This is a genomic window from Achromobacter animicus (assembly GCF_902859585.1).
GTDB lineage: Bacteria > Pseudomonadota > Gammaproteobacteria > Burkholderiales > Burkholderiaceae_B > Achromobacter > Achromobacter animicus.
The window spans coordinates 139,096-165,304 of record NZ_CADIJM010000001.1 but is presented as its reverse complement, the minus strand read 5'-3'; the positions used below and the strand labels follow the sequence as shown (position 1 = coordinate 165,304).

The 26,209-nt window shown below is 66.1% G+C and carries 23 protein-coding genes; 11 read left to right on the top strand and 12 right to left on the bottom strand.

The genetic code is table 11. The annotated features are described in order from the left end of the window. The first annotated feature begins 97 nt into the window (after window positions 1–97). The gene (locus HV681_RS00725; protein WP_175121240.1) at window positions 98–1,126 is read left to right on the top strand and encodes an alpha/beta fold hydrolase; all 1,029 of its coding nucleotides are present in this window, start codon (window positions 98–100) and stop codon (window positions 1,124–1,126) included. Here the strand turns inward: HV681_RS00725 and HV681_RS00720 are convergent. From HV681_RS00720 to HV681_RS00695, 6 genes are all read right to left on the bottom strand, one after another. Continuing rightward, window positions 1,083–1,988, bottom strand: a complete 906-nt coding sequence (locus HV681_RS00720) for an alpha/beta hydrolase (RefSeq protein ID WP_175121239.1) — start codon at window positions 1,986–1,988, stop codon at window positions 1,083–1,085. The genes HV681_RS00725 and HV681_RS00720 overlap by 44 nt on opposite strands. Beyond that, window positions 1,985–3,157 (bottom strand): glycosyltransferase family 4 protein, encoded by a 1,173-nt coding sequence (locus HV681_RS00715; RefSeq protein WP_254594849.1) that lies wholly within the window; start codon window positions 3,155–3,157, stop codon window positions 1,985–1,987. The genes HV681_RS00720 and HV681_RS00715 overlap by 4 nt, the downstream gene beginning before the upstream one ends. Continuing rightward, the gene (locus HV681_RS00710) at window positions 3,117–4,073 is read right to left on the bottom strand and encodes a glycosyltransferase family 9 protein (RefSeq protein ID WP_175121238.1); all 957 of its coding nucleotides are present in this window, start codon (window positions 4,071–4,073) and stop codon (window positions 3,117–3,119) included. The genes HV681_RS00715 and HV681_RS00710 overlap by 41 nt, the downstream gene beginning before the upstream one ends. A 172-nt stretch (window positions 4,074–4,245) precedes the next feature. Next, the gene (locus HV681_RS00705) at window positions 4,246–5,349 is read right to left on the bottom strand and encodes a serine hydrolase domain-containing protein (protein WP_175121237.1); all 1,104 of its coding nucleotides are present in this window, start codon (window positions 5,347–5,349) and stop codon (window positions 4,246–4,248) included. A gap of 126 nt (window positions 5,350–5,475) precedes the next feature. Continuing rightward, entirely contained in the window at window positions 5,476–6,783 is a 1,308-nt protein-coding gene (locus HV681_RS00700; protein WP_175121236.1) for an ATP-binding protein, read from the bottom strand. After that, window positions 6,776–7,477 (bottom strand): winged helix-turn-helix domain-containing protein, encoded by a 702-nt coding sequence (locus tag HV681_RS00695; RefSeq protein WP_175121963.1) that lies wholly within the window; start codon window positions 7,475–7,477, stop codon window positions 6,776–6,778. Before HV681_RS00695 ends, HV681_RS00700 begins: the two co-directional genes overlap by 8 nt. 424 nt (window positions 7,478–7,901) lie before the next feature. Here HV681_RS00695 and HV681_RS00690 point away from each other — a divergent pair, with 424 nt between their 5' ends. After that, window positions 7,902–8,198, top strand: a complete 297-nt coding sequence (locus tag HV681_RS00690) for a hypothetical protein (protein ID WP_239212621.1) — start codon at window positions 7,902–7,904, stop codon at window positions 8,196–8,198. Between the two features lie 103 nt (window positions 8,199–8,301). Here HV681_RS00690 and alaE read toward each other — a convergent pair whose 3' ends face one another. Then, on the bottom strand, window positions 8,302–8,763 hold the full coding sequence (gene alaE, locus HV681_RS00685) for an L-alanine exporter AlaE (protein ID WP_254594848.1): 462 nt from the start codon (window positions 8,761–8,763) through the stop codon (window positions 8,302–8,304). A 125-nt stretch (window positions 8,764–8,888) separates the two neighbouring features. On the opposite strand from alaE, the gene HV681_RS00680 reads away from it, so the two are divergent. Continuing rightward, a complete protein-coding gene (locus HV681_RS00680; RefSeq protein ID WP_175121233.1) occupies window positions 8,889–9,512 on the top strand; it encodes a glutathione S-transferase family protein in 624 nt (207 codons plus the stop codon). Window positions 9,513–9,538: 26 nt separating this feature from the next. Here the strand turns inward: HV681_RS00680 and sodC are convergent, their stop codons facing one another. The 4 genes from sodC to HV681_RS00660 form a co-directional block, all read right to left on the bottom strand. Continuing rightward, on the bottom strand, window positions 9,539–10,063 hold the full coding sequence (gene sodC, locus HV681_RS00675; protein ID WP_105239237.1) for a superoxide dismutase family protein: 525 nt from the start codon (window positions 10,061–10,063) through the stop codon (window positions 9,539–9,541). A gap of 170 nt (window positions 10,064–10,233) precedes the next feature. Beyond that, on the bottom strand, window positions 10,234–11,562 hold the full coding sequence (locus HV681_RS00670; protein ID WP_437340371.1) for a DUF445 domain-containing protein: 1,329 nt from the start codon (window positions 11,560–11,562) through the stop codon (window positions 10,234–10,236). A 78-nt stretch (window positions 11,563–11,640) separates the two neighbouring features. After that, the gene (locus HV681_RS00665; RefSeq protein ID WP_175121232.1) at window positions 11,641–12,873 is read right to left on the bottom strand and encodes an AI-2E family transporter; all 1,233 of its coding nucleotides are present in this window, start codon (window positions 12,871–12,873) and stop codon (window positions 11,641–11,643) included. A gap of 56 nt (window positions 12,874–12,929) precedes the next feature. Next, window positions 12,930–13,862, bottom strand: a complete 933-nt coding sequence (locus HV681_RS00660; RefSeq protein ID WP_175121231.1) for a LysR family transcriptional regulator — start codon at window positions 13,860–13,862, stop codon at window positions 12,930–12,932. 207 nt (window positions 13,863–14,069) lie between these two features. On the opposite strand from HV681_RS00660, the gene HV681_RS00655 reads away from it, so the two are divergent. From HV681_RS00655 to HV681_RS00625, 7 genes are all read left to right on the top strand, one after another. Continuing rightward, window positions 14,070–16,190 (top strand): 3-hydroxyacyl-CoA dehydrogenase NAD-binding domain-containing protein, encoded by a 2,121-nt coding sequence (locus HV681_RS00655; RefSeq protein WP_175121230.1) that lies wholly within the window; start codon window positions 14,070–14,072, stop codon window positions 16,188–16,190. A 24-nt stretch (window positions 16,191–16,214) separates the two neighbouring features. Further along, window positions 16,215–17,396, top strand: coding sequence for an acetyl-CoA C-acyltransferase (locus HV681_RS00650; RefSeq protein ID WP_175121229.1), 1,182 nt, complete (start codon window positions 16,215–16,217; stop codon window positions 17,394–17,396). A gap of 9 nt (window positions 17,397–17,405) precedes the next feature. Further along, window positions 17,406–18,602 carry an acyl-CoA dehydrogenase family protein gene (locus HV681_RS00645; protein ID WP_175121228.1) on the top strand — a complete coding sequence of 399 codons (1,197 nt, stop codon included), beginning with the start codon at window positions 17,406–17,408 and terminating at the stop codon, window positions 18,600–18,602. 9 nt (window positions 18,603–18,611) lie between these two features. Continuing rightward, window positions 18,612–19,745 (top strand): acyl-CoA dehydrogenase family protein, encoded by a 1,134-nt coding sequence (locus tag HV681_RS00640; protein WP_175121227.1) that lies wholly within the window; start codon window positions 18,612–18,614, stop codon window positions 19,743–19,745. Between the two features lie 16 nt (window positions 19,746–19,761). Further along, a complete protein-coding gene (locus HV681_RS00635) occupies window positions 19,762–21,690 on the top strand; it encodes an acyl-CoA synthetase (protein ID WP_175121226.1) in 1,929 nt (642 codons plus the stop codon). A 48-nt stretch (window positions 21,691–21,738) separates the two neighbouring features. After that, a complete protein-coding gene (locus HV681_RS00630; RefSeq protein WP_175121225.1) occupies window positions 21,739–22,722 on the top strand; it encodes a tripartite tricarboxylate transporter substrate binding protein in 984 nt (327 codons plus the stop codon). A 221-nt stretch (window positions 22,723–22,943) separates the two neighbouring features. After that, complete coding sequence (locus tag HV681_RS00625) at window positions 22,944–23,630, top strand: GntR family transcriptional regulator (protein ID WP_175121224.1); 687 nt, start codon at window positions 22,944–22,946, stop codon at window positions 23,628–23,630. 37 nt (window positions 23,631–23,667) lie between these two features. On the opposite strand, the gene HV681_RS00620 is transcribed toward HV681_RS00625, so the two are convergent. Further along, window positions 23,668–24,540, bottom strand: coding sequence for a LysR family transcriptional regulator (locus HV681_RS00620; protein ID WP_175121223.1), 873 nt, complete (start codon window positions 24,538–24,540; stop codon window positions 23,668–23,670). Between the two features lie 138 nt (window positions 24,541–24,678). On the opposite strand from HV681_RS00620, the gene HV681_RS00610 reads away from it, so the two are divergent. Continuing rightward, window positions 24,679–26,199, top strand: coding sequence for an MFS transporter (locus HV681_RS00610; protein ID WP_175121221.1), 1,521 nt, complete (start codon window positions 24,679–24,681; stop codon window positions 26,197–26,199). Window positions 26,200–26,209 lie beyond the last annotated feature (10 nt).

Here is a 26,209-nt window from a genome sequence, read left to right as displayed (position 1 = left end):
CCTTCGAGTTCACCCCCTGCGGAACCCAGGCCCCATTTTTGCTGTCCCTGTTGTACAGCGCCGGCAGCGGGCCGGCGTCATAACAGGAGTCACATGAATGACACGATCCCAACATCTCCGGCTGAGCGCACTCTGCGCGGGCGTGGCGCTTGCCGGCACCGCCATCGCGGCCGACGCCCCCAAGGTGCCGGACTACGGCCCCAACCTGGAGCGCTTTGAGTATCCGCACGAGGTCAAGCGGCTGGCGCTGGACACGCAAGGCCAGAAGCTGTCGATGGCCTACATGGACGTGGCCGCCGCCAAGCCCAACGGCAAGACCGTCGTGCTCATGCACGGCAAGAATTTCTGCGGCGCCACCTGGGACGCCAGCATCGCCGCCCTGAGCCAAGCCGGATACCGCGTCGTCGTTCCCGACCAGATCGGGTTCTGCAAATCCGACAAGCCGCAGGCCTACCAGTTTTCGTTTCATCAACTGGCCGCCAACACCCACGCCCTGCTCGATCATTTGAAAATAGACCGCGCCAGCATCGTCGGCCACTCCATGGGCGGCATGCTCGCCGCGCGCTACGCGTTGATGTACGGCCCGCAAACCGACGCCCTGGTGCTCGTCAATCCCATCGGCCTCGAAGACTGGAAACAGAAAGGCGTGCCCTACCGCAGCATCGACGACTGGTATCAGCGCGAGCTCAAGGCCAACTTCGAGGGCATGAAGAAGTACCAGCTGGGCACCTACTACGCCGGCCAATGGCGCGACGACTACGACAAGTGGGTCCTCATGGCCGCCGGCATGCTGCAAGGCGAAGGCCGCGAACGTGTTGCGTGGAACCAGGCGCTGACCTACGACATGCTCTACACGCAGCCCGTCGTGCACGAGTTCGGTCAGATCGCCGTGCCCACCACGCTGCTCATCGGGGAAAAGGACAACACTGCCCCCGGCAAGGACGCCGCGGCGCCCGAGGTGGCAAAACAGCTCGGCAACTATCCTGAGCTGGGCCCGAAGGCGGCCAAGGCCATCCCGAATGCAAAGCTCGTCACGTGGCCGGAGCTTGGCCATTCCCCGCAGGTACAGGATCCGAAGCGGTTCAACGAAGCGTTGCTGAAGGCTTTGCCGGCGGCGAAGGGTTAAGGGACGTGTTGCTGACAAACGCCGCCACCCGCGAGACCACATCGCCGCACCCGCGGCCCATCGTGACCACGTGACGGCGATCTGTGAGCAACTGCAGCTGCACATTCGTGTTGCACGCCCTCTTCACGATCTTGAACGCGTTCGATACGGGCGCCACGTCATCCTGCCGCGCATGAATGACAAGGCAGGGAGCGCGCAGCATGTCCAGGCGGCGCGATACCGAGGCCGCCAGTTTGCGCATCTCGGCAAGTGACCCCCAGGGGAGGCGCGGCAAGCCCGCCGCGCGCTCCCGGCGCTGAAGCGCCCGATGCCGGCCTATGCCCAGTGTCCTTGCGGCCAGCAGCCGTAAGGCCACCCTCACGCGTTGCGGAACCGTCCGGCCGTCATGACGAAACACGGGCGACAGCGCCAGGACACCGGCCACGTGGAACGGACGTTCCTGCGCAAAGGCGAGCGCCAGCACGGCCCCCGTGGAAACACCGCCGACGATCACGCGATCAACCTGGCAAGCCAGCACATCCGCGCCACGCCGCACGCTGGCCAACCAATCCAGCCACCCTGCGCCGGCCAGATCCTGCACAGAGCCGCAGTGCCCCGCCAGCTTGACCACGAGCACCGCGTAGCCGTACCGATTCAGGCCGCGCGCCAGCTCGTGCAGCTCGCTTGGCAGGCCGCCCACCCGATGAATCAGAAGGATGCCCGTGCGTCCGTGCCCGCCATGGCCCGCCAGCAGATGCTCGCCGGCCATGGGTTCCAAAGGCTGCGGCGTTGCACCGCGCGCCGGGATCGGGCCATCGGCCGGCCGCGCGCACCCCACCGGCCTACCTTCCGCCACCTTGCAGATTGCGTCGACCACATTCATGCAGACGCCTCCTCGCACTTGTGGCCGTCAGAGGGCAAGCTGACGCCCATGGCGCGTCGATACGCCGCGAGCGTGCGTAGCATCTGTTCGCCCAGGCGCAGGTGCGTATCCGCGAACGCCCGCGCATTGGCAACGATGGCGTGGGTACGCCAGGGCCGGTTTCGAATCTGCATGATGCAGTCGGCATAGCCCGCTATATCGCCGGGCGCAGCCAGCCAGCCTGTCTGGCCGGGCACGACGATCTCCGGCAAGCCGCCCACATCGCTGGCAACGACAGGCCGGGCTGCGGCAAACGACTCGGGCACGATACGCGACCAGGCTTCCGTTGCGGATGGAACCAGCACGACATCCGCCGCGCGGATCATGTCAGGCACATCGGTGCGGTGACCGGCAAACACCACATAGTCCGAAATGCCAAGATCGATCGCCAGACGGTAAAGCGCATAGGCATAGGGTTGAGTGCGAGCGGTCGCCATGCCCACGACGAGCGCCACCGCCGGCACCCCTCGGATGCGCAGGCGTTGCACGACGTGAAGCAGATCAGCCTGCCCTTTTTCTGGCCGCAGCATCCCGATGGTGGCGACGACGTATGCGGCTCTGGGCGTGGGCACCCCGAGGGCGCGACGGATGTGCAGGCTCGCATCGAGCGCGTCATTGGGCGAAAAGAACGGGTCCCCGGCCCACTCCCCGACAACGCTGATCCTGTCTTCAGCGGCCAACCGGGCCGCCAGCAGCTCCTGTTTGCCGACTTCGCTGGTTGCGATGACGTGATCGCACCCGATCGCCCATTCCAGCCGGCGACGCAGGGAGGAACGCATGGGTTTGGCGAAGTGACGCGTCCGGACGACGGCGCACAGGTCACGGCAGAGCGCGGCGGTCTTCGCGTCGGCACGGCTGTGACTGTCGATGACCTCAATGCGAAGGAATCGGACGGCCCGGCGAAGCGCCAAGACGGTCCGAATCGAGTACGCGGGATTGAAATCGATGTCTATGGTCGTCAGCTTGCGCTCGCGCGCGGCGTGGCTGACGGCACTGTTCGAGGGCGAGGCGATCGCGACTTCGTAGCCACGGTCGTGCAGCCAGCTAGCCTGCTCCAGCGTGCGGAACTCCAGGCCGCCGAGGCTGCGCTCAGCGAGCGTATGCAGAATGCGCATGATGATCCAGTACATCCAGGCAGGCGGGAAGCACCTCACCGGGCGTGATCGAGTTGATGCCGCTCTGGGGGTGCCGTGGGACGACGAACGCCGACCCGGGCCGTTGCCAGAACCACTCGGGATTCGCCTCGTTGAAGATGCCGACATAGGGCACACAAGCGCCCTGCGCGATATGCGAGGGACCGCAGTCATTGGCCACCACCAGGCGCGCGCGCAACATGATGGCGCTCAATTCCGAAATGGGCCGGCAATAGGCAATGGAAAAGTCGGGCCGTTGCATCGCCTGCAGGGCTTCCCGCTCGGCGCTTTCCTGCTGCCCAAGCACGAACAGAAAGCGGGCGCCGGCGCCCAGCAGCGGCTTGAGCCTGTCGGCCAGCCTCACGTAGTTTGCAAGACTCCACCGCTTGAAAGCGCCCGCGCCGCCCCCGGGGATCATCACCACGTCGGCGCCCAGCACCGAGTGCACGTGGGGACGAGCGAGCATCTGGAAGCACGCGCGCGTCGCGCCTTGCAGGTCGAACGGCCGATATGCGGCCAGCACGCGCAGATTGGCTTGGCCGATATATTCCGTGACGTCCTTGCGGTGGCAATGCGTCCAGGCCAGGTCGCTGATCCGGGCGTTGCGGAACCCCAAACGGATCGACGGCGGGCGCAGCAGGTTGACCACGCCGAAGCGCTCGCTGCTGTGATGCAGGCTGACGGACAGGCGCGTTTCCTTTCTCAGACTGCGCAAATAGTCGAAGAACGTAGCCGCGCGCACGAACTCATCGACCCAGGGCAACGCGCGGTAGAAGCTGCCCACATCGTCACGCGCGACCACCTTGATCCGGCGCGACGGCCACCATGTCTTGAGCTGATACAGCGTCGGCATGGCGACGATCTGATCGCCAAGCTGCGGCTTGCTTCTGACATACACAACGATTTCCGACACCTGCTGCCTCCCTGCTGATTGCACGGCCGGTCGGCCGCTGGCGGGCAATGTATCGGCAGGTGGCCGGCATAATTCCGGCGTCCTTTGAACAATTGTGAAGAAGTTTGCGCGGCCCTTAAAACAGCTTCACATGTTGTCCGCGGCGCATTGCGATAGCCGCCCCGGGCGGCGACTACATGCCATGCCTGGCCTGGCGCATCAGGCGCATCGTCAGCGTCGCAACCGAGCCGACCAGCGCCTCGCCCGAATCCGCATTGCTCATGACCATCACGGCAAGTCTGTCCTGCGGCGCAACGACCCACCGCGAGTGGAACGCTTCCGTCGCACCGCTATGGTCGCGTAGCGATGTCGCGCTCACCAATTCGTCGCCGCAAGGCGCGGCCAGCCATGACAAGGCAAGGCGGCAATCCAGATCCATGCTGCTAACGGCCACGGTTTCCAAACCCAGCAACGTCTGCGCGGATCGCTCGGACAGCACCTGTCCTGCCCCGGATCCGGCGCCGGCTCTGCCTTGCCCGAACAGCATGCTGGAAAAGCGCGCCATCTCGGATGCGCTCATCCACAGGCCATCTGCCGCCGCGTTCGGCTGTGGCCCTTCCGCCCAGGGCTGGCCGCGCCGGTAGCCGGCCGCCCGCTGCCCCTTCATGCGCTCGTGCGGATGAAATCCCGCGCGCGGCATGTTCAGGGGTCGAAGAACGGTGCGCCTCACGTACGCGTCAAGCGGTTCTTGTGCCGCATGCGCCACCATGTCGCCCAGCAAGGCATACGCCATGTCGGCACGGGCTCGGCCCATCGTGTCTTCCAGCGTGGCCGGATGCACGCCCAGCAGCGTGCGGGCGGTGAAGGGCGCAGCATCCATCCACTGCGCGGCGTTGCGGCGCGGTTCGAGGCGCCCGTATATCAAGGCGTCGTCAGCCGGCAGGTCCAGCGACAGCAAGCCGTCGTCCGCGGCGCGAAGCACGGCCGCCGCCGTGACGACCTTGCTGATGGCGCCCACGCGATACAGCGTGTCGCCGGTCGCCCGTCGATGCCGTGCCGTGTCCGCGTACCCGAAACCCGTGCTCCAGACGATGCGCTGATCGTCCACGACCGCAATGGAGAGGCCGGGAACCTTGGACACGCCCATTTCGTAAGGGATGCGCTCGGTCAGGTAGTCGACCACCGCCGCATAGTCCCCTTTCTGAATCGTCGCGGGCGCGGCGGGTGGCAACCCCTGGCAACCGCCCACAGCGACGAAGAGCGATCCGATGGCAATCAGGCGGGCAAGCGAGAACATGGATGACGGCAACCCCGTGAAAGAGAAATGCCGAGATGCTATCGATGCGCCACCGCGCGATCCTTCCTGCTTTGTAGGGAGTTTGTGAAGATCTTTGCGCGTGCGTTGCGCGCGCGCCAGGTCGAGTCAGGCGGCATGCCAACGGATAACGAAGCGGGCGCCGCCCAGCGGACTGTCGGACACCAGCGCCTCGCCGTTGTGCCATCGGGCCACACGGCGCACGATGGCCAATCCCAGTCCCGTTCCTCCGGTGCCGCGCGCGCGGCTCTCGTCGAGCCGGATGAAGGGATCGAAAACCCGCTCACGATCCGCAGGCGGCACGCCGGGTCCGTCGTCATCCACCGTCAGCACGTAATGCAGAGGCTCTGGACTGGTCAGTCCAACCTGAACGTTTCCGCCGGCATGCCGGATGGCATTCTGCAGCAGGTTCAGCAACGCGCGCGTCATGTAACGCGGATGTAGCCGGACTTCGCCCGCATCACAGTGCGTCACCTCGCAATGCACACGCGCCCGCTCAGCCTCAAACGACGCGTGCTGCACAACGGAATCGAGCCAGCCGCGGGCATCCTGGGGCTGTAGCGGGATGTCGTCGCGCTTGTGCTCCAGGCGGGCGTACATCAGCAACTCCGATGCCATGCTGTCCAGCTCGGCGACATCGTTCTTCATTTCCTCGACAAGACGCTTGCGCGAAGCGGCGTCGGCCTCTTGCTCGATCATGTCCAGTTCAAACGACAACCGGGCGATGGGCGTTCGCAGTTCGTGCGACACCGCGTTGGTCAGCTCGCGCTGATTGCTGATCAGCGCACTGATGCGATCGGCCATCTGGTTGAACGTGTCGCCCAGCCCACGGATGCTGGAAAACCGCGACAATTCGGCGCGCACACGCAGGTCGCCCTGTCCCATCCGTTGCGCGGCGGTCTTCAGCGCTTCCAGATCGCGCCAGACCGGCAGCGCCCACACCAGCATGAATCCACACAACATCACGCCCAGGGCGGCGTAGATGGCGACGATCACCCACGTGCCGACCAGCGGCTCGGGCGGCAGCTTGACCATCAGCCACTGCGCGCCCGGACCCGGTATGGCCGCCACGAAGCTCATCTGGTCGTCGCGCAGGAAGAATCCGCCGGCGTCGATGGTGCGGCGTTCCGCATCGGTCAGCGCAAATTCCGCCGCGTTGTAGTCGGCCGGATTCAGGACCTGCAACGCCAAACCGTAATGGGGCGCCAACGTGTTGCGCACGTAGTCGGGGCGCGCCTCGGGCGGCACATGGGCCAGTTCCTGCTTCAGGCTGTGCAGCTGACCGCGCACGGCTTCACGCGTGTAGTTCGTCGTCTCGGACTCAAAGAGATAGTTCGCCGCCCGGTCCACCACCTCGTTCGACAGCACGAACCCGATGGCCAGCACCACGAAAATGCGCAGGACGAACCTAAGCATTGCCCAGCTCGTGGACCTTGGGCGAGAACAGGTAGCCCTTGCCCCAAATGGTCTTGATGCGCGCCGGGTCACGCGGATCGTCGTCCAGCTTGCGGCGCAACTTGCTGATGCACACGTCCACGGTGCGATCGAGCCCGTTGAACTCGATGCCGCGCACGGCGTTGAGCAGATCGTCGCGCGTCAGCACTTGGCCGGCCTGGCTAGCCAACGCCCACAACATTTCAAATTCCAGCGTCGTCAGGTCGACCTCTGCGCCGGCCAGCACGACCGCGCGGGTCTGACGGTCGATCGACAACGGTCCGAACACCAGGAGTTCAGGCTGCATTTCAGCCTGGTTGTGACGACGCATCAGGGCGCGGATCCGCGCCAGCAGAACACGCGGTTCCACGGGCTTGATGACGTAATCGTCTGCGCCGGATTCCAGACCCAGGATTTGATCCACGTCGTCTTCGCGGGCGGTCAGCATCAGGATCGGCGCAGACGAGAACGCCCGCAGATCCCGGCAGACCTGCAGGCCGTCTCGGCCAGGCAGCATCAGATCAAGAATGGTGATGGCCGGCTCGTGACGACGAAACGCATCCACCGCATGATCACCACGATACGCCTGAACAACGTTGAATCCGTGCTGTTCCAGAAACTGCGCGATCAGGCGCGCCAGCTTCGCATCGTCTTCGACTAACAAGGCCTTGGTCATGGTGTGGAGACAGAGTTTCATGCACCGGCACAGTGCATTTTGGCGGCAAGCATACACCGAAAGAATTTCGGGTCGCGTGGGCGCTGTTGAGGGCAATGGGCAAAGCGGCATGCGCTGAACACCCCGCGCGCCGCAAACGTGGCCGGGCCTGAAGGCCATACAAACCGTCAGAATTGTTACCGGCCGCCCGTGTACCTATCTGATACATTGGCGCCTCAAAAATCATGAAAAAGCGAGGCCAACCTCACCGCGCGGCAGCCGCCGTGCGTGAGACATGCACGCACAACGTCAAGCAACAACGTGCCGCGTTCAAGCGCCTCGGTCTCAATCGTCGATCTTCGGGGTAACAATCAAAATGAGAAAAATTGCACTGCTTGTGGTTTTGCCTGCGCTGCTCGCGGGTTGCACTTCCGCGCAGATGAGCATGATTACCGGCAAGCGGAACAAGACCTACAACGACGTCAATGCAGCATGGGTAGGCAGCACCGAAGAGCAACTGGTTTCCAAGTGGGGACCGCCCAAGAAGAGCTACACGCTTGAAAGCGGTGCAAGAATCATTTCTTACGAAGAAATCTGGGGCCCGATTTCGGCTTATCACGTGTGCGTCGAGAAGTTCATGATCGAAAAGGGCATCGTGACGAAGTGGGGTCTGTCGGGTTGCCCGGCGCGCATGACGGGCTCGATGCCGGCGGAAACGCCGATTCCGCAACCGACGATGTAAAACCCGCGTCGCAGATTCAATACCATCGCCGCTCGTTTAGTACCGGCACACTTCAAGTCCGGTACTCGTCGAGCGGCAATCACGACAGGCCCAAGCGCACGGCTTACTCGTTAAGCGACATCGGCCGCGATCCTCCCGGCGGCAGGCCGAACACGCGCCTGATCGCATTCAAAAACGCGCCGTAAGGCCGGCCCAGCACCAGCATCATCACGGCCGCGCCCAATATCCCTCGCACCAGACCCTCGCCCGATGCCCCGCTGATCGCGATGATCGCGGCGTAAATAGGCACCTGGAAAGTCATCAGCGCCACGCTATCCCAAAGCAGCCGGGATACGCGCGTGTCCTTCGCGCGCCGCATTATCCAATCGCGCCAGAGACCGTAAGGCCTACCTACCGGAATCATCAGCGCACCGCCGATCAGCCGCGCGTGGAACACCTGTTCCCACGTCATTCCCGCGATCCAGCGCTCATTGATGATGCCTGTCGTCGTAAAGAACAGGATCAGCGCAACGGTGTCGGCAATGTAGGAGCGCGTGGATAGCGGCGAGGTGGTCTTGTCCGTCACGTGCCGTTCCCCCGGCATCTGTTCTGCCTGCCGGCGCCCGAATCTGTATATGGCGGCACGTTCCCCGGCCCGCTAGACTGCGACGACCTTCGATTCCGAAAAGCGCCCTGCCCGCGGTAGCCAACATGCTGAAAATATTGGGAAAAGCCTCGTCCATCAACGTGCGTAAAGTGCTGTGGACGTGCGCTGAACTGAATTTGCCGTTTGATCGCGAAGACTGGGGCAGCGGTTTCCGGCCCACGTCCGAACCGGAGTTTCTGGCGCGCAATCCCAATGCCATGGTGCCCGTGATCCAGGATGGCGATTTCGTGCTGTGGGAGTCGAACACCATCATCCGCTATCTGGCGGGCCAGTATCAGGGGCAACACCTGTATCCGGCCGAGCCGAAGCTGCGGGCGCGGGTGGACCAGTGGATGGATTGGCAGGCAACCGACTTGAACCGGTCCTGGAGCTACGCCTTCATGGCGTTGGCGCGGCAGTCGCCCGCGCACCGGGACGAGGCCGCCATCGAGGCGTCGTGCCGCGACTGGGCCCGGTTCATGGGGATTCTGGACCAGCGGCTGGCCGCCACCGGCGCTTATGTGGCCGGCGATGCATTCACGCTGGCCGACATTCCGGTGGGGCTGTCGGTGAACCGCTGGTTCGAGACGCCGTTCGAAAAGCCCGCGCTGCCAGCCGTGGCGGCGTACTACGACCGGCTGGCGCAGCGCGACGGCTACCGGCAGTACGGCCGCAACGGCACGGCTTGAGGAAAGCGCCCGCGGGCGCACTCCCCCTATTTCACGACGCCGCAAACGATACGTCCGCCTCCGCCGCCCAGCGGCTCGGGCTTGTCGCTGTAGTTGTCGCCGCCAGCGTGGATCATCAACGCCCGGCCCTTCACGTCAGCCAGCTTCAGGTGCGGCGCAAGCACGGTTTTCGTCGCGCTGCCATCGGCCGCGACGGTGAGGAACGGCAGGTCACCCTGATGTCCGTCGGTCGCCATCGGCCCCTTGTGCGCCTTGGTGCCCTTGGGATCCAGGTGCCCGCCCGCACCGCCGCCCGGCGCGGTCTTGCCGCTTACCGGGCCGGGCTCGCACGAGCCTTTCTCGTGCACATGAAAGCCGCGCTCGCCGGGCGGCAGGCCTTTGAGGTGGGGCGTGAATTGCAGCCCTTCCTTGGTGTCTTTCAGGGTGATGGTGCCGGCGCTCTTGCCGACGCCATCGGGCGTCAGGAACGACATCGAGACGTCTTCGGCCAGCGCCGCGCTGGACGCGCCCGCCAATGCCAGCGCCGTGACAAGCATCGAGAATTTCTTCATGAATTGCCTCCGGGAAAGATGCCCGCAAGCTGCGGGCGGCCATCGGTAAGGCGCGCCTCGCGCAGCCGGCGGCGCAGATGAAGATAGCACCGGGGCCGGGCGGTCCGCCAGAAAACTTCGTTCCTGATACAAGGTTGTGACACGGTGTGGGGAAAGGCCGAAGACCCTGCCTAACCGTTCACGATCAGGACCACCGCATGCAGCAGCACGCCGATCAGGCCGCCCACCAGCGTGCCGTTGAAGCGGATGTACTGAAGATCGCGCCCCACACTGAGTTCCAGTTCGTCGACCAGATGACGTTCGTCCCAGTTCTTGACGGTGCGCGAAATGTGCTCGGTGACACCCACACGCAGCCGTCCGGTCAGACGCCGCGCGCCGCCCAGGATGTGGTTGTTGATGGCTTCTCGCAGGCCGGGGTCTTCGCCAAGCTTGCGCGCCAGCGCCAGCAGCGCGCTTTCCAGATGCGCGGCCAGCGCGGAATGTTCGTCCGCCAGGTCGCGCCGCAGCGCCGCATGGATGTCGTCCCACAGGCCTTGAACGTATTCCTGGACCTTGGGGTGGTCGATGGCGCGCTGCTTCAGGGCTTCGACCTGGCTGGCCAGCGCCGGGTCGGTCGTCAGGCGTTCGATGTAGTTCATCACCCACGCCTCGTAGTCGCGGCGCACGGGGTGGTCGGGCTCGGACAGCACGTCGCGCAGCTCTTCGACCAGCGCGCGCGCCAGGCGGTCGGCCAGGTTGTCGGCGATGTTGTCGACGGACTTGACCACGTCAACGGCGGCGATGATGCGCGGCCATTCCTTGCGGGCGAACTTCACGAGCAGGGTCGCCGCGCGCTCCTTGACGTCTTCCTCGGCCAGGTAGCCGCCCAGGCGTTCCATCGCGGCGTCCAGCAGCTCCTGGTGCCGCCCGTCGCGGGTCAACAGGCCCAGCACCTCGCCGGCGGTGCCCGCCGCATCCCAGCGGCGCAGATTGCTGACGACGAATTCCTGGATGACACCGCGCACGGCCCGATCGTCCAGCAGGTCCAGCGTCTGCAGCGCCACGCGGCGGGCCCCATCGCTCAGGGCGTGCGCCTGCGCGGGCCGGGCCAGCCAGCGGCTCAGCCGCGCGGCGGGATCGAAGACGCGCAGCTTTTCAATGAGGGTGTCGGGGTCCAGGAAGTGATCGCGCACGAAGATCGCCAGGCTGTCGCCGATGCGGTCCTTGTTGCTGGGGATGATGGCGGTGTGCGGAATGGGCAGACCCATCGGCCGCCGGAACAGCGCAACCACGGCGAACCAGTCGGCCAACGCGCCAACGGTGGCTGCCTCGCAAAACGCCCGCACCCAGGCCCACGCGCCCTGCCCGCCCATGACGTGACTGGTGATGAAGCCGCTGACCATGGCGACCAGCAGCGCCAGCGCCCCGATCTTCATGCGGCGCAATTGCACGCGCCGCGCATCGGCATCCAGCGCGGTGTGCGCGCCGGCGATTCGTTGGGTCTGGGAAGTTTCGGTCATGAAGAATCCGGTGATGCAAGCCCCGAGCATACCAATCGATGGCGGCCAGGCTATTGCACCCGGGAACCGCCATCCGCCCTACTCGCTCAGGAACTCCGACAACGCCTCCAACCCTTCGATATGATCGGCCACCACCTTCGCGATGAAGGCAATGGGCACGGACAGCAGCGTTCCCCAGATGCCCCATAGCCACGTGAATAGCAGCAGCAGGATGAACACGGCCACGGCGTTCATCCGTGCGATGCGGCCAGACATCCAGGTGGTGACGACGACGCCCATCAACAACGCAATGGCGACGGAACTCATGGAGATGGCCAGTGCGGGGCCGAGCTCACCGAACTGCACCAGTCCCGCGACGCCAGTGCCGACCGCCGTCATCAGCGGGCCGAAGTACGGGATGATGTGCAGCGCGCCCGCCACCACCGCCCAGGTCGCGGCGTTTTCCAGTCCCAGCAGGCGGAAGGCGCCCCATGACAGCAGCCCCAGCGCCACATTGGTCACCAGCATCATCGCCATGTACATGTGGATCGAGTTGTTGATCTGGTCCAGCATGTGCACGCTGATCTTCTTTTGCGACAACGTCTTGCCGGCCATCTTGACGAACTTGCGCTTGAACGCGTTGCCCGACAGCAGCAGGAAGAAAACCAGGAACACGCACATGGTGGCCTGCCCGACGAAGGTGGCCAGCCCCTTGGAGCCCCACAGCAGGATGTCGCTCAGCCCGCCGTCCGACTTGGCCACGACGACGCGACCGCCGGGCTTGGGCGCACCCGACTCCTGCAGGATGCTTGCTGCGTTGCGCAATTTTTCCATCAGGGAGCCGTCGCCGCTCAAGAGGCCGCCCAGCGTGCGGGACAGCTTGCTAGATATCTCGGGGAGCGCATTGATGATGTCGGCGACCTGGTCCTGCGTGACGTAGATGACGCCCACGATCCCGACGGCGATGGCCGACATCACGATGATGGTGCCCAGCGAGCGCGGCACGCGATATCGCTCCATCAGGGCGACGACGGGATCCAAGGTATAGGCGACCACAATCGCCATCACCACCGGAACGATGAATTCCTGCCCCGCCTTCAGGCCAAACAACACGGCAAGGACAGTCAGCGTCACCAGACAGAAGCCGCTGACGCGCACGAGCGGCGTGGGCGACGGCGGCTTGATGAGGCCGGCGTCCTGCGCCGTGACTTTTTCCTCGGAAGGATCGGGCTTTGCCGCCGCCGGCTCGGCCTTTTTTTCGGCGGCCTCGGCCGCTACAGGTTCCGGGCCTTCCCTCTGCGGCGAAGTGACCACTGGCGTCGCGCTGTCCATCTTTCCCCTCACATCCGTTTTGCGAAGGCCGTCAGCAAGTTGCGTGCCCGGCAGGTTCAGCCGCTGCTGATTGCCAGCAGACCCGGCTCGCCCTCGTGCTGCCGCTGCGCCCGCTCCAGGATGAATTCAATGATCATTGCGAGCGCCCGCGGATGGTGGCGATTGGGCATGTACAGCATATACATGCCGCGCCCAAAAATGCTCAAGCGCCAATCGGTCAGCGCGGGGACAAGCTCGCCACGCGCAATGTCCTCGTGCACCACATAATCCGGCACCACTCCGACGCCCAGGCCCGCGCGGATGGCGTCGCGCAGGAAGGCATAGTTGCGGGAAATGACGGTGGGTTCCAGGACGACATGCTGGCGGGGCTGCCCGCCGTAGTACGCCGACAGGCGCAGCGGCCGGCCGATCACGGCGGCGCTGATGACGGGCGTGCCGGCCAGGTCTTCGGGCCGCTGGGGAAGCCCGCGGCTTTCCGCGTAGTCCCTGGACGCACAGGCCACGTAGCGGACCTGGCCGAGTTCGCGCGCGACCAGATGCTGCGGCGGTTCGGACATGATGCGCACAGCAATGTCGACTTCGTCGCGCAGCAGGTCCTCGACGCTGTTTTCAAACAGCACGTCCAGCACGATGTCGGGATAGGTTTTCTTGAACTCAAGCAGCCAGGGCGTCATCACGAACTGCCCGTAGCCGCTGGGCACGCTCAGGCGCACCTTGCCCTGCGGTGTCTTGCCCAGAGTTTCGATCGATTCGCGCGCGGCTGCGAGCTCATCCTGGATGCTGCGCCCGTGCTTGTACAGCTTCAGGCCGATCTCGGTGGGTTCCACGCGCCGCGTCGTGCGCCGCACCAGCTGCATGCCGACCGAACGCTCCAATTGGCTCAGGTGATAGCTGACGTTGGCGCGCGTCATCTTCAGGCGGCGCGCGGCTTCGCTGAGATTGCCCGCGTCCAGGATTTCGACCAGCAGGGTAAGGGATTTGGTGTCCATGGCGGCGCTCCTTGCCGTGCATTGTCAAATTTTCTTATCCGTAGTGTCAATTATCGATGTCATTGTCAAGACATCTTTGCTGCGAAAGAATAAAGCCATAAGAGACGGGCCACCCCTGGCCCGCCAAGGCTCCGTTCGCGCCAGGCGCCGGCGCACCGGCATGCCGGCGCGGCGCGCGAGCAGGAAGCATCATTGGAGACACTGTCCATGACAGACAGCGCAAGCACCGGCGCGGCCCAGACGCGCCGCTACGAAGACATTCTGGTCATCGTCATCGACCATCCCCCCGTGAATGCACTGAGCGCCGCCGTGCGTCGAGACCTGTCCGACGCCATCACACAGGCGCAGACGGACGCGCGGGTCCGCGCGATCTTGCTGATGGGCGCTGGCAAGAACTTTATCGCGGGCGCAGACATCCGCGAGTTCGGCAAGCCGCCGCAACCGCCCCTGCTGCCCGACCTATGCAACCAGATCGAAGCCAGCGCCAAGCCCGTCGTGGCGGCGCTGCACGGCGCAACGCTGGGCGGCGGGCTGGAGATTGCCTTGGCGGCGCACTATCGCGTGGCGCTGGCCACTGCCAAGCTGGGCCTGCCCGAAGTGAACCTGGGCCTGTTGCCCGGCGCGGGCGGCACGCAGCGCGCGCCGCGCCTCATGGGCGCACTAGCCGCGCTGGACCTGATGCTGACCGGCAAGCACTTGCCCGCCGAAGCCGCCCTGGCTTCGGGGCTGGTCGACGTGCTGTCCGCAGAGGAGGATGCGCTGGACGCAGGCCTTGCCTACACGCGCGAACTGCTGGCGCTGAACGCCGGCCCGCGCCGCACGCGCGATGCGGCCGAGGCTCTTTCAGACCGGCAAGCGCAACTGGCGGTGGTGGATGCCGCCGCCGAACGCGTCGCCGCTACCACCCGCGGCCTGTATTCGCCTGCAAAGATCGTCGACGCGGTGCGCGCAGCCATTGAACAGCCCTTCGACGAAGGCCTGCGCATCGAGCGCGCGCTCTTCCTGCAATGCCTGGACAGCCCGCAGCGCGCGGCGCTGGTCCACGCGTTTTTTGCCGAGCGCGAAACCGCCAAGATTCCCGAGCTGAAGGAAGCGCGCTCGCGCCGGCTTGAGCGCGTGGGCATCGTCGGCGGCGGCACGATGGGCGCGGGCATTGCCGTGGCCGTGCTCGATGCGGGCCTGCCGGTCGTGATGGTGGAACAGGACGAGGCCGCGCTGGCACGTGGCCGCGCGCGCGTCGAGCAGGTGTACGACCTGCTGGTCAAGAAAGGCCGGATCACCGCCGACGACCGCGCATCGCGCATGGCGCGCTACACCGGCGCCACCAGCTATGACGCGCTGGGCGAGGCCGACCTCATCATCGAAGCCGTGTTCGAGGACATGGCCGTCAAGCAGGCCGTCTTCGCGCAACTGGATCGCGTTGCCAAGCCTGGCGCCGTGCTGGCCACCAACACCTCTTACCTGGATGTGGACCGCATCGCCGAAGCGACGCGCGGACCGGCCGACGTGTTGGGGCTGCACTTCTTCTCGCCGGCCAACATCATGAAGCTCATGGAGATCGTCGTCGGCCGCCACACCGCGCCGGACACCGTGGCAACCGGCTTCGAGCTGGCGCGCCGGCTGCGCAAGATTCCCGTGCGCGCGGGCGTGTGCGATGGCTTCATCGGCAACCGCATCCTGGCCGTGCATCGGCAGGCGGCGGACATGATGATGGAGGATGGCGCCTCGCCTTATGACATCGACGCCGCCATACGCGCGTTTGGCTATCCGATGGGTCCGTACCAGATGGCCGATCTGGCCGGCGGAGACATCGGCTGGGCGACGCGCAAACGCCGCGCCGCCACGCGCGACCCGGCGCTGCGCTACGTGCAGATTCCTGATCGCCTCTGCGAGCGCGGCTGGTTTGGTCAGAAGACCGGCCGCGGCTTTTATCTGTACCCCGACGGCGCGCGCCAGGGCACGCCGGACCCGGAAGTGCTTGCCATCATCGACGAAGAACGCCGCCGCGCCGGCGTCACGCCGCGGCCGTTCACGCAGGAAGACATCCTGCGCCGCTACCTGGCCGCGATGGTCAACGAAGCGGCGAACGTGCTGCACCAGGGCATCGCGCTGCGCCCGTCCGACATCGACGTCGTGTTCCTGTCCGGCTATGGCTTTCCGCGCCACCGCGGCGGCCCGATGCACTACGCCGACAGCGTGGGCCTGCAAAGCATTCTTGCCGACATCCGCAGCTATGCGAAGGAAGACCCCGCGTTCTGGAAGCCGTCGCCGCTGCTCGTGGAACTGGCCGAGTCCGGCCGCACCTTCGGCAGCCTGAACGCCGCCTGATCCGAATTCATCCTAGGAACTCTCATGCGTGAAGCCGTCATCGTTTCCACTGCCCGCACCCCCATTACCAAGGCGGGGCGCGGCGAATTCACCCTGATTGCCGGGCCCACGTTGGCCGCGCACGCCGTGCGTGCCGCCGTGGACCGCGCCGGCATCGACCCCGCGCTGATCGAAGACGCGTTCATCGGCTGCGGCTATCCGGAAGGCGCCACCGGGCGCAACATCGGCCGCCAGGCCGTGATCCGCGCGGAGCTGCCCGTCAGCGTCGGCGGCGCCACCATCAACCGCTATTGCGCATCCGGCCTGCAGGCGATCGCGTCGGCCGCGAGCCGCATCGTAATGGACGGCGCGCCCGCCGTGATTGCGGGCGGCGTCGAGCTGGTGTCGCAGATCCGCACCCGCGACGATGGCGTCAGCGGCATGGACCCGTGGATCGTCGCCAACAAGCCCGAGCTCTATCTGCCCATGATCGAGACCGCCGACATCGTGGCTGCCCGCTACGGCATCAGCCGCGAGGCGCAGGACCGCTTTGCCGCGCAAAGCCAGGCGCGCACCGAGGCCGCGCAAGCGGCGGGCCGCTACCGCGAGGAAATCATTCCGGTCACCACCACCATGTCCGTCACGGACCGCGCCACCGGCGCCGTCACCGAACGCGAAGTGACGGTGGACAAGGACACCTGCAACCGTCCCGGCACGACTTACGAGGCGCTGGCCGGCCTGGCGCCCGTGCGCGGCGAAGGCCAGTTCGTCACGGCGGGCAATGCCTCGCAGTTGTCCGACGGCGCGGCCGCCTGCGTGCTGATGGAAGCGGCCGAGGCACAGCGCGCCGGCATCCGTCCGCTGGGCGCGTTCCGCGGCCTTGCCATCGCCGGCTGCGAGCCGGACGAAATGGGCATCGGCCCGGTTTACGCAGTGCCCAAGCTGCTGGCGCGCCACGGCTTGAAAGTGCAGGACATCGACCTGTGGGAACTGAACGAGGCATTCGCCTCGCAGGCCCTGTATTGCCAGGAAAAGCTGGGCATCCCCATGGACCGCCTGAACGTGGACGGCGGTTCCATTGCGCTGGGTCACCCCTTCGGCGTGACCGGCGCGCGGCTGGCTGGCCACGTCCTGATCGAAGGCCGCCGCCGCGGCGCCCGCTACGCCGTCGTCACGATGTGCATCGGCGGCGGCATGGGCGCGGCCGGCCTGTTTGAAATTTACTGAGAGACCCGCATGGATCTGGAATTCACCCCCGAAGAAATCGCCTTCCGCGACGAAGTGCGCGCCTTTCTGGACGCCAGGCTGCCCCGGCGTCTGGCGGACAAAGTTGGCGAAGGCAAGCTGCTGACGCGTGACGACATGACCGAATGGCACGCGATCCTGAACGCGCAAGGCTGGCTGGCCACGCACTGGCCCGAGGAATACGGCGGCACCGGCTGGACGGCCGCGCAGAAGTACATTTTCGACAACGAATGCGCACTGGCCAACGCCCCGCGCATCGTGCCGTTCGGCCTGAGCATGCTGGGGCCCGTGCTGATCAAGTACGGCACCGAGGCGCAGCGCCGTTACTGGCTGCCTCGTATTCTCGACGGCTCGGACTGGTGGTGCCAGGGCTACTCCGAACCCGGCGCGGGCTCGGACCTGGCATCGCTGAAAACCACCGCCGTGCGCGATGGCGACAGCTACGTCGTCAACGGCCAGAAGACGTGGACCACGCTGGGCCAGTACGCCAACATGATCTTCTGCCTGGTGCGGACCTCGCAGGAAGGCCGGCGCCAGGAAGGCATCAGCTTTCTCCTGATCGACATGAACAGCCCGGGCATCGAAGTGCGCCCCATCATCACGCTGGACGGTGAACACGAAGTCAATGAAGTGTTCTTCTCGGACGTGCGCGTGCCCGTCGAAAACCTGGTGGGCGAAGAGAACCGCGGCTGGACGTGCGCCAAATATCTGCTGACCTATGAGCGCACCAACATTGCGGGCGTGGGCCAGTCCACGGCCGCGCTGGAACGCCTGAAGGCCGTGGCCGCGAGCCAGAAACGGCATGGCCGCCCGCTGACCGAAGACCCGGATTTTGCCGCGCGGCTGGCGCGCGTTGAGATCGAGCTGGCCAACATGCGCACGACCAACCTGCGCGTGGTCGCGGCCGTGGCCGGCGGTGGCGCGCCCGGCGCGGAGAGTTCGATGCTGAAGATCCGCGGCACGCAGATCCGCCAGGAGATCAGCGCCTTGAACCGCCGCGCCATGGGCCCGTACGCGCGCCCCTTCGTGCCCGAGGCGCTGCACGACGGCTACGACTTGCCGCCCATCGGCCCGGACGGCGCCAACAGCGCCGCGGCGCAGTACTTCAACAACCGCAAGCTGTCGATCTTCGGCGGCTCCAATGAAATCCAGAAGAACATCATCTCCAAGATGATCCTGGGACTGTAAGGGCTGGCCATGAATTTCGAACATACCGAAGACCGGCGCATGCTCTCGGACATGCTGCGCCGCTTTGTCGCCGAGCAATACGACTTTGCCACCCGCATGCGCCACGCCGAATCGCCGCAGGGGTACAGCCCTGAATTCTGGCAACGCTACGCAGAGCTGGGCGCCATCGGCGCGCTGTTCACCGAGGCGGACGGCGGGCTGGGCGGCGCGGGCTTTGACATCTCTGTCGTCTTTGAAGCGCTGGGCCGCGGCATGGTCGTGGAACCCTTCCTGGATGCGGTGATGGTGGGCAGCGCGATCGCATCAAAGGGCACGCCGGATCAGCGCGAGGCATTGGAAGGCCTGATCGCCGGCAGCCTGACCGCCGCGCTGGCCCACGCCGAGCCGCAATCCGGGTACGACCTCAACCAGGTGCAGGCGCGTGCGCAACGCAGCGCCGACGGCTGGGTGCTCAATGGCGCCAAGGCGGTCGTCTACGCGGGCGAATACGCGGATCTATTCCTGGTGTCGGCGCGTACGTCGGGCGCTGATGACGATGAGGCCGGCATCAGCCTCTTTCTGGTGACCCAGGCCATGCCCGGCCTGAGCCTGCGGGGCTACGGACTGATCGACGGCGGGCGCGCCGCGGAGCTGGTGCTGGACAACGTGCAGCTTGGACCCGGCGCGTTGCTGGGCGAGGCGGACGCCGGTTACCCGCTGCTGGAGCGCGCCGTGGGACGCGGCATCCTGGCGCTGTGCGCGGAGGCCGTCGGCGCCATGGACTGCGCGCGCGATGCCACGCTGGAATACCTGCGCACGCGCCGCCAGTTTGGCGCACCGCTCGGCAGCTTCCAGGCCTTGCAGCATCGCATGGCCGACGTGCTGCTGGAGATCGAACAGGCGCGCTCGGCCGTCATCAACGCGGCCGCCGCCGTCGACCATCCCGACCGTGTCACGCGCGAACGCGCGCTGTCGGCCGCCAAGGTCACCATCGGGCGCATCGGCACGCTGGTGGCCGAAGAATGCATCCAGCTGCATGGCGGCATCGGCATGACCTGGGAGTTGCCGCTGGCGCACTACGCCAAGCGCCTGGTCATGATCGACCATCAATTGGGCGACGAAGACCACCACCTGCGCCGCTACATTGCGCTGGGGCAGGCATGAACGCGGACGCACGGCCATGATCGAATCCCGTTCCGCCACCCTCTCCCGCCCCTTCGCCGCGCCCTTCCCCGTGCGTACTGCGCAGGACGTCCAGCGGCTGCAGGCGCGGCCGCTGGAAGAAACGCTGACGGTGCAAAGCACCTACGAGATCTTCTGCAATTCCGCGGCCGCGTTTGGCGAACGGCGCGCGCTGACCTTCCTGCGCAGCGCGGACCCCGCCGACGACGCCATCAGCTGGACCTATCAGGACCTGCTGGCCGGCATCCACCAGACCGCCAACCTGCTGCACAGCCTGGGCATCCGGGAAGGCGACGCCGTGGGCGTGCTGCTGCCCGGCTGCCTGGAATACCACCTTGCCCTCTGGGGCGGCGAGGCGGCCGGCATTGTTCAACCGCTCAATCCGCTGCTCACCGAAGACAAGCTGGCATCGCTGATGACGACGGCCGGCGCCAAGGCGCTGATCGCCTATGGATCCGACGTGGAGTGTGGCTCGTGGTCCAAGGCGCTGCGTCTGATGGAGCGCGTGCCGACCCTGAAGTCGCTGTTGCGCGTAGCGCCGTGGCATGAAGCCGAAGCGAACCGCCCCGCGCTGCCGGACTTCGCGCTGGATTTCAATGCCGCGCGTGCGGCCCAGCCTTCAGACCGGCTGGTCAGCGAACGCGTCATCCGCGCCAGCGACGTGGCGGCCTACTTCCACACGGGCGGCACCACGGGCGCGCCCAAGCTGGCGATCCACACGCACGCCAACCAGGTGTTTTCCGCCTGGGCGGCCGTGCAGCTGCAAAACGCAGGTCCCGGCGACGTGGTCATCAATGGCTATCCGCTGTTTCATGTGGCGGGCGTGCTGCCGGCATCGCTGGCGGCGTTGTCGTCCGGCGTCGAAACCGTCATTCCCACCACCCTGCTGCTGCGCAACCGCGACGTGCTGCGCAATTACTGGCGCCTTGTCGAAAAGCACCGTGCAACGTCGCTGCAGGGCGTGCCGACCATCCTGGCCGCGTTGGCGGAGGTGCCGTTGGCCGGCGCCGACATTTCATCGCTCCGTTACTGCCGCACCGGCGCCGCGCCCCTGCCCGCCGAACTGGCCGCGCGCTTCAAGCGCCTCTTCGGCCTGCACGTCAGCGAAAGCCTGGGCATGACCGAAATGGCGGGCATCACCTCGATCTCGCCCCCCGGCTGCGAATTCCCCGTCAACTGCGTGGGGTTCCCGCTGCCATATGTGCAAATCCGCATCGTCAGCCTGGACATGCCCGCGGGCCAGCCCGCGCGCGATCTGCCGCCCGGCACGCCGGGCATGGTGCTGATCAAGGCGCCGAACGTCATCCCCGGTTTTCTGGACCCCGATGACACCGCGCGCGCCTTCACCGAAGACGGCTGGCTCATCAGCGGCGACGTCGGCCTGATGGATGCCGAAGGCCGCCTGCATCTGCAGGGCCGCGCCAAGGACCTGATCATCCGCGGCGGCCACAACATCGACCCCAAGACTATCGAGGACGCGCTTGCCAGACACCCGGCGGTGCAGCTTTGCGCGGCGGTCGGCGCCCCCGATGCCTACGCGGGCGAATTGCCCATCGCCTTCGTCACGCTGGCCGAAGGCAGCGAGGTGACCGAGGCGGAATTGGTGGCTTACGCCGCTGAGCACGTGGACGAAGGCCCCGCACGGCCCAAGCGGGTCGTCGTGCTGGAGACCATGCCGATGACCAACGTGGGCAAGATCTACAAACCCGATTTGCGCCGCCTGGCGACCGCCGTGTCGGTCGAGGCCGTGGTGGCGCGCACCCTGCAAACGGCTGGCCGCGCGCAAGACGATCCCGTCTTCCGCGTGCTGGCCGATGCGCAACCGGATGTCGCCGTAGAAGCCGGCGCCGGTGCGCCCGCGCCGCTGAAAGCCCAGCTGCGCGAAGCGCTGTCCCGGCTGCCCGTCAAGGTCGACTTGCGCGACTGACCGGCCGCCCATAACAACCATCAGGCAAACCACCAGGAGACAAACAATATGAACCGACTTCCCCTGCGACGCGCTGTCCTCGCCGCCCTGACGCTCACGCTGGCAAGCGCCGCGTTGCCCTTTTCCGCCAGCGCCCAGACGGACTTTCCCACCAAGCCCATCACCCTGATCGTGCCCTTCCCGGCCGGCGGATCCACCGACCGCCACCTGCGGATCGTGGCGCAGGACGCCTCGAAACACTTGGGCCAGCCCGTCATCGTGGAAAACCGGCCAGGCGCCGGCGGCACGCTGGGCACGGCGACCATGGCCAAGACGGCCAAGCCGGACGGCTACACCATCGCGCTGTACACGCTGGCGATGCTGCGCATGCCCTACATGCAGAAAAGCAGCTGGGATCCGATCAACGATTTCACCTTCATCCTGGGCCTGTCGGGCTATACCTTCGGCTTCACGGTGCGCTCCGATTCGCCGTACAAGACCTTCAACGAGTACATCGAGGCGGCGCGCAAGGCGCCCGGCAAGATCGATTACGGCTCGACCGGCATTGGCTCGTCGCCGCATTTGATCATCGAAGAGATCGCCATCAACGCCAACGTCAAGCTCAACCACGTGCCGTTCAAGGGCAACGCCGACATGCAGCAGGCGCTGCTGGGCGGCCATGTCATGGCGCAGAGCGACGCCACCGGTTGGGACCAGTTCGTCGATTCCGGCAAGATGCGCCTGCTGGTCACCTTTGGCGAGAAGCGCACCACGCGGTGGCCCGACGTGCCGACCGCGCAAGAGCTGGGCTACAAGGTCGTGTCCACGTCGCCGTATGGTCTGGCCGGTCCGAAGGGCATGGACCCGGCGGTCGTGAAGATCCTGCATGACGCGTTCAAGAAGGCGCTGTTCGACCAGGCCAGCATTGACGTCATGAAGCAGCTCAATCAGGAACCGGCCTACCGCAGCAGCGAGGACTACAAGGCCTGGGCGCAGGCCACCTTCGTCAAGGAAAAGGCATTGATCGAAAACCTGGGGTTGATGGCCAAGTAGCGCGACAAGCTGGCGGGACGAGCAAGTGGGACGGACGCCGGGAGGACAGGGGCAGGCCGGCAGGCGCTGCTGCCCCGGTCCCGGCGCCGCGCGCAGCCCCGCACCCTTAGGAAGGAGCGTGCAGACAGATTTTGTATGCAAGAAATGTCTGCCGCCCCGGCCGCCTTTTGTTAGACTGGCTGCCCGACGATTTCCCGCTACCGGCAGCCCTGCCGCGCCTCATGAATCAGGACGTCCAGCCAGACCCCAGCGCCGACGACATCGCCCAGGAAGTGTCCGCCGCCATCGTGGCGCACAAGCTTCCGCCCGGCACCCGGCTGCGCGAGGAGGCCCTGGCCCGGGTCTACAAGGTCAGCCGCACCAAGATCCGCGCCGCGCTCCTGATGCTGTCCAAGGACAAGCTCATCAACATCGTTCCCGACAAGGGCGCCTTCGTCAGCAAGCCCGACGCGAACGAGGCGCGCGAGGTCTACGCCGTGCGCCGCATCCTGGAAGCGGCATTGGCCCGGGAGTTCGTGGCCTGCGCCAATACCGCCGACTTCCGCCGCATCGATGCGCATCTGGCCGAGGAACGCCGGGCCCTGGAAAGCGGCGACGTGCAGGCGAGAAACCGGTTGCTCAGCCAGTTCCACATCCTGCTTGCCGAAACCGTGGGCAACTCGGTGCTGACCGGCATGCTGCGCGAATTGTCGGCGCGCAGCGCGGTAATCACTGTGCTGTATCAAAGCTCCCACGACGCCAATTGCTCGTCGCGCGAACATCACGCCTTCATCGAGGCGGCGCGCGCCGGCGACGCCGATCGCGCCTGCGCCCTGATGGACGAACACCTGGAACACGTGCTGGCCGCGCTGGATTTCAGCGGTGACCGGCAGGCGGGCAGCGATCTGGTTGCCGCGCTGCTGAGCTGAGACGCGGCTGAGCTGACTCGCTTTCCGCTCCGCAGCGCTATCCCGCCCTCAGCAATTGCTCCATGCGCTGCTGAAGCCAGCGTTCCGTCTCGTTCAACACGGCCCCTTGCAGCCACAACGTCCGCACGGACAGCATCGGCAGGGCCAGTTCCGCGCACGGCACCGGCGTCAGCGTGGTGCTGAAGCTCTCGTATTCCGCGATATTCAGCGGCAGGATCGCAAAGCCCAGGCCGTCGGCCACCATGCCCGCGATGCTGTAGAAGCTGTCGGTGCGCCACACTGTGGGACTGAGCACCATGTCCTCAACGCCTTCCATCTGCATGACAAGCTGGCGGTGACGCGCCAGGTCTTCGCGCGACACCTGCGGCAGCGCAGCCAGCGGATGGCCAGACGCCACGAAGATCCCTTGCGCCACGTTGCCCAGCGAACGGTGCGCAAAGTCGCTGCCGGGGTCGCCCCGGTCGAAGTGGAACGCGATGCTGGCCCGGCCCTGCCGCACGTAATCGGCAACCTCGGTCGCGGTGCCGTTCAACTGCGTCAGCTCAAGCGCCGGGAATCGCTCGGCCAGTTCCAGCGCCAGCGCGCCTAGCACCAGATACGGCAAGGCTTCGTCCAGCGCAATCGACAGTCGCGCCTCCTGGCCACCGGCAAACGCCAGCGCGCGCTGCGACAGCCCGCCCGCCTGGCGCAGTAGTTCTTTCGCTTCCAGCAGCATCACCTCGCCGGCCGGCGTCAGCACCGCGTTGCGGCGCGACCGGTCAAACAGTTCCACGCCCAGATCCGCCTCCAGCAGGCCCACCGCCGTACTGACCGCGGACTGGGCGCGGCCGATGCGGCGCGCCGCCGCCGAGAACGAGCCGGCCTCCGCCGCCGCCACGAATTGCCGTAGTTGGTCCAAGGTCCATTGCATGGTGAGCTCCTTTCAATCCATCGATTTTATAGATGCAATCCAACTTTTTATGGCGGATATGTAGATGGATAATGCCAACCCGTGATCCCGAGCGCGCACGCCGCCCCCGGAATCACGGTCTTCAAAAGGAGTAGAACCATGCAGCGGACTCATTCGAACGCTGTCGCCGCGGCCACCCCCGGCCGTTGGCTCGTGCTGGCCATCGTGTCCAGCGCCTTGCTGCTGATCGTCGTCGACATGACGGTCCTTTACACCGCCTTGCCCCGGCTCACCCACGAACTGGGCGTCACCGCATCCGCCAAGCTGTGGATCGTGAACGTATACGCGTTGGTCGTGTCCGGCCTGTTGCTGGGCATGGGCACGCTGGGCGACCGGCTGGGCCACAAGCGCCTTTTCATGATGGGGCTGGCCGTATTCGGCGCGGCGTCGCTCGCCGCCGCCTATTCGCCCGGCGCGGTCATCCTGATCGCGGCCCGCGCGCTGCTGGGTGTGGGCGCGGCGATGATGATGCCCGCCACGCTGTCCATCCTGCGCCTGGCGTTTGCCGACGAGCGCGAGCGCGCCGTGGCCATTGGCGTCTGGGCGTCGGTCGCCTCGGGCGGCGCCGCGCTCGGACCCGTCGTGGGCGGCCTGCTGCTGGAGCATTTCTGGTGGGGCTCGGTGTTTCTCATCAACGTCCCCATCGTGCTGCTGGCGTTGCCGCTGGCCTGGAGGTTCATCCCGGCTAGCCAGCCCGACGCATCGCGGCCGTGGGATCTGGTCGGCTCCTTGCAGGTGATGGCGGGCATGATCCTGTCTGCCTATGCGCTCAAGGAACTGGGGCGTGCGTCGCCGTCCTGGCTACACGCCATCGTGGCCTGCGCGGCGGGCGCCGCCATGCTGGCCGTTTTCGTGCGCCGTCAGCGGCGGCGGCCCTATCCGCTGATCGACTTCGCCATCTTCCGCAACGCGTCCTTCAGTTCGGCCGTGGCCGCCGCCTTGTTTGCCGCCGCGGCACTGCTGGGGATGGAGCTGGTGTTCAGCCAACGCTTGCAACTGGTGCTGGGCATGTCGCCGATCCAGTCCGCGCTGTTCATCCTGCCCCTGCCGCTGGCCGCCTTTGTCGCCGGGCCGCTCGCGGGTCTTCTGCTCGGGCGCGTGGGCAGCCGGCGCATGCTGTTTCTGTCGCTGCTGGTGTCAGGCGCGGGTATGGGCGGGTACCTCCTGACCTACGATGCGGCGGTGATCCCGCAGATGATCAGCCTGTGCGTGCTGGGACTGGGCATCGGCGCCACCATGACCGCCGCCTCCAGCACCATCATGCAAAGCGCCACGCCCGAACGCGCCGGCATGGCGGCGTCGATCGAGGAAGTCTCATATGAACTGGGCGGCGCGCTGGGCGTGACGCTGATGGGTTCGATCCTGTCGGGCGTGTATGCGCAGTCGCTGTCTGTGCCCGAGGGGGTGGCAGCGACCGGCGCCGCACGTGACAGCCTGGACGAGGCGCTCGTCGTCGCCGAAAGCCTGCCCGCGGAGCTCGCGGCGACGCTGACCGAGATGGCACGTGGCGCCTTCGAGACAGGCTACGCGGCGGTGATCGCCACCGCCACGATCATGCTGCTGGGCACTGCCGCGTTCGTGCTGCTGAACCGCGCCCGCCGGGCGATTCAGCCGGCCTGAAATCCCGGGA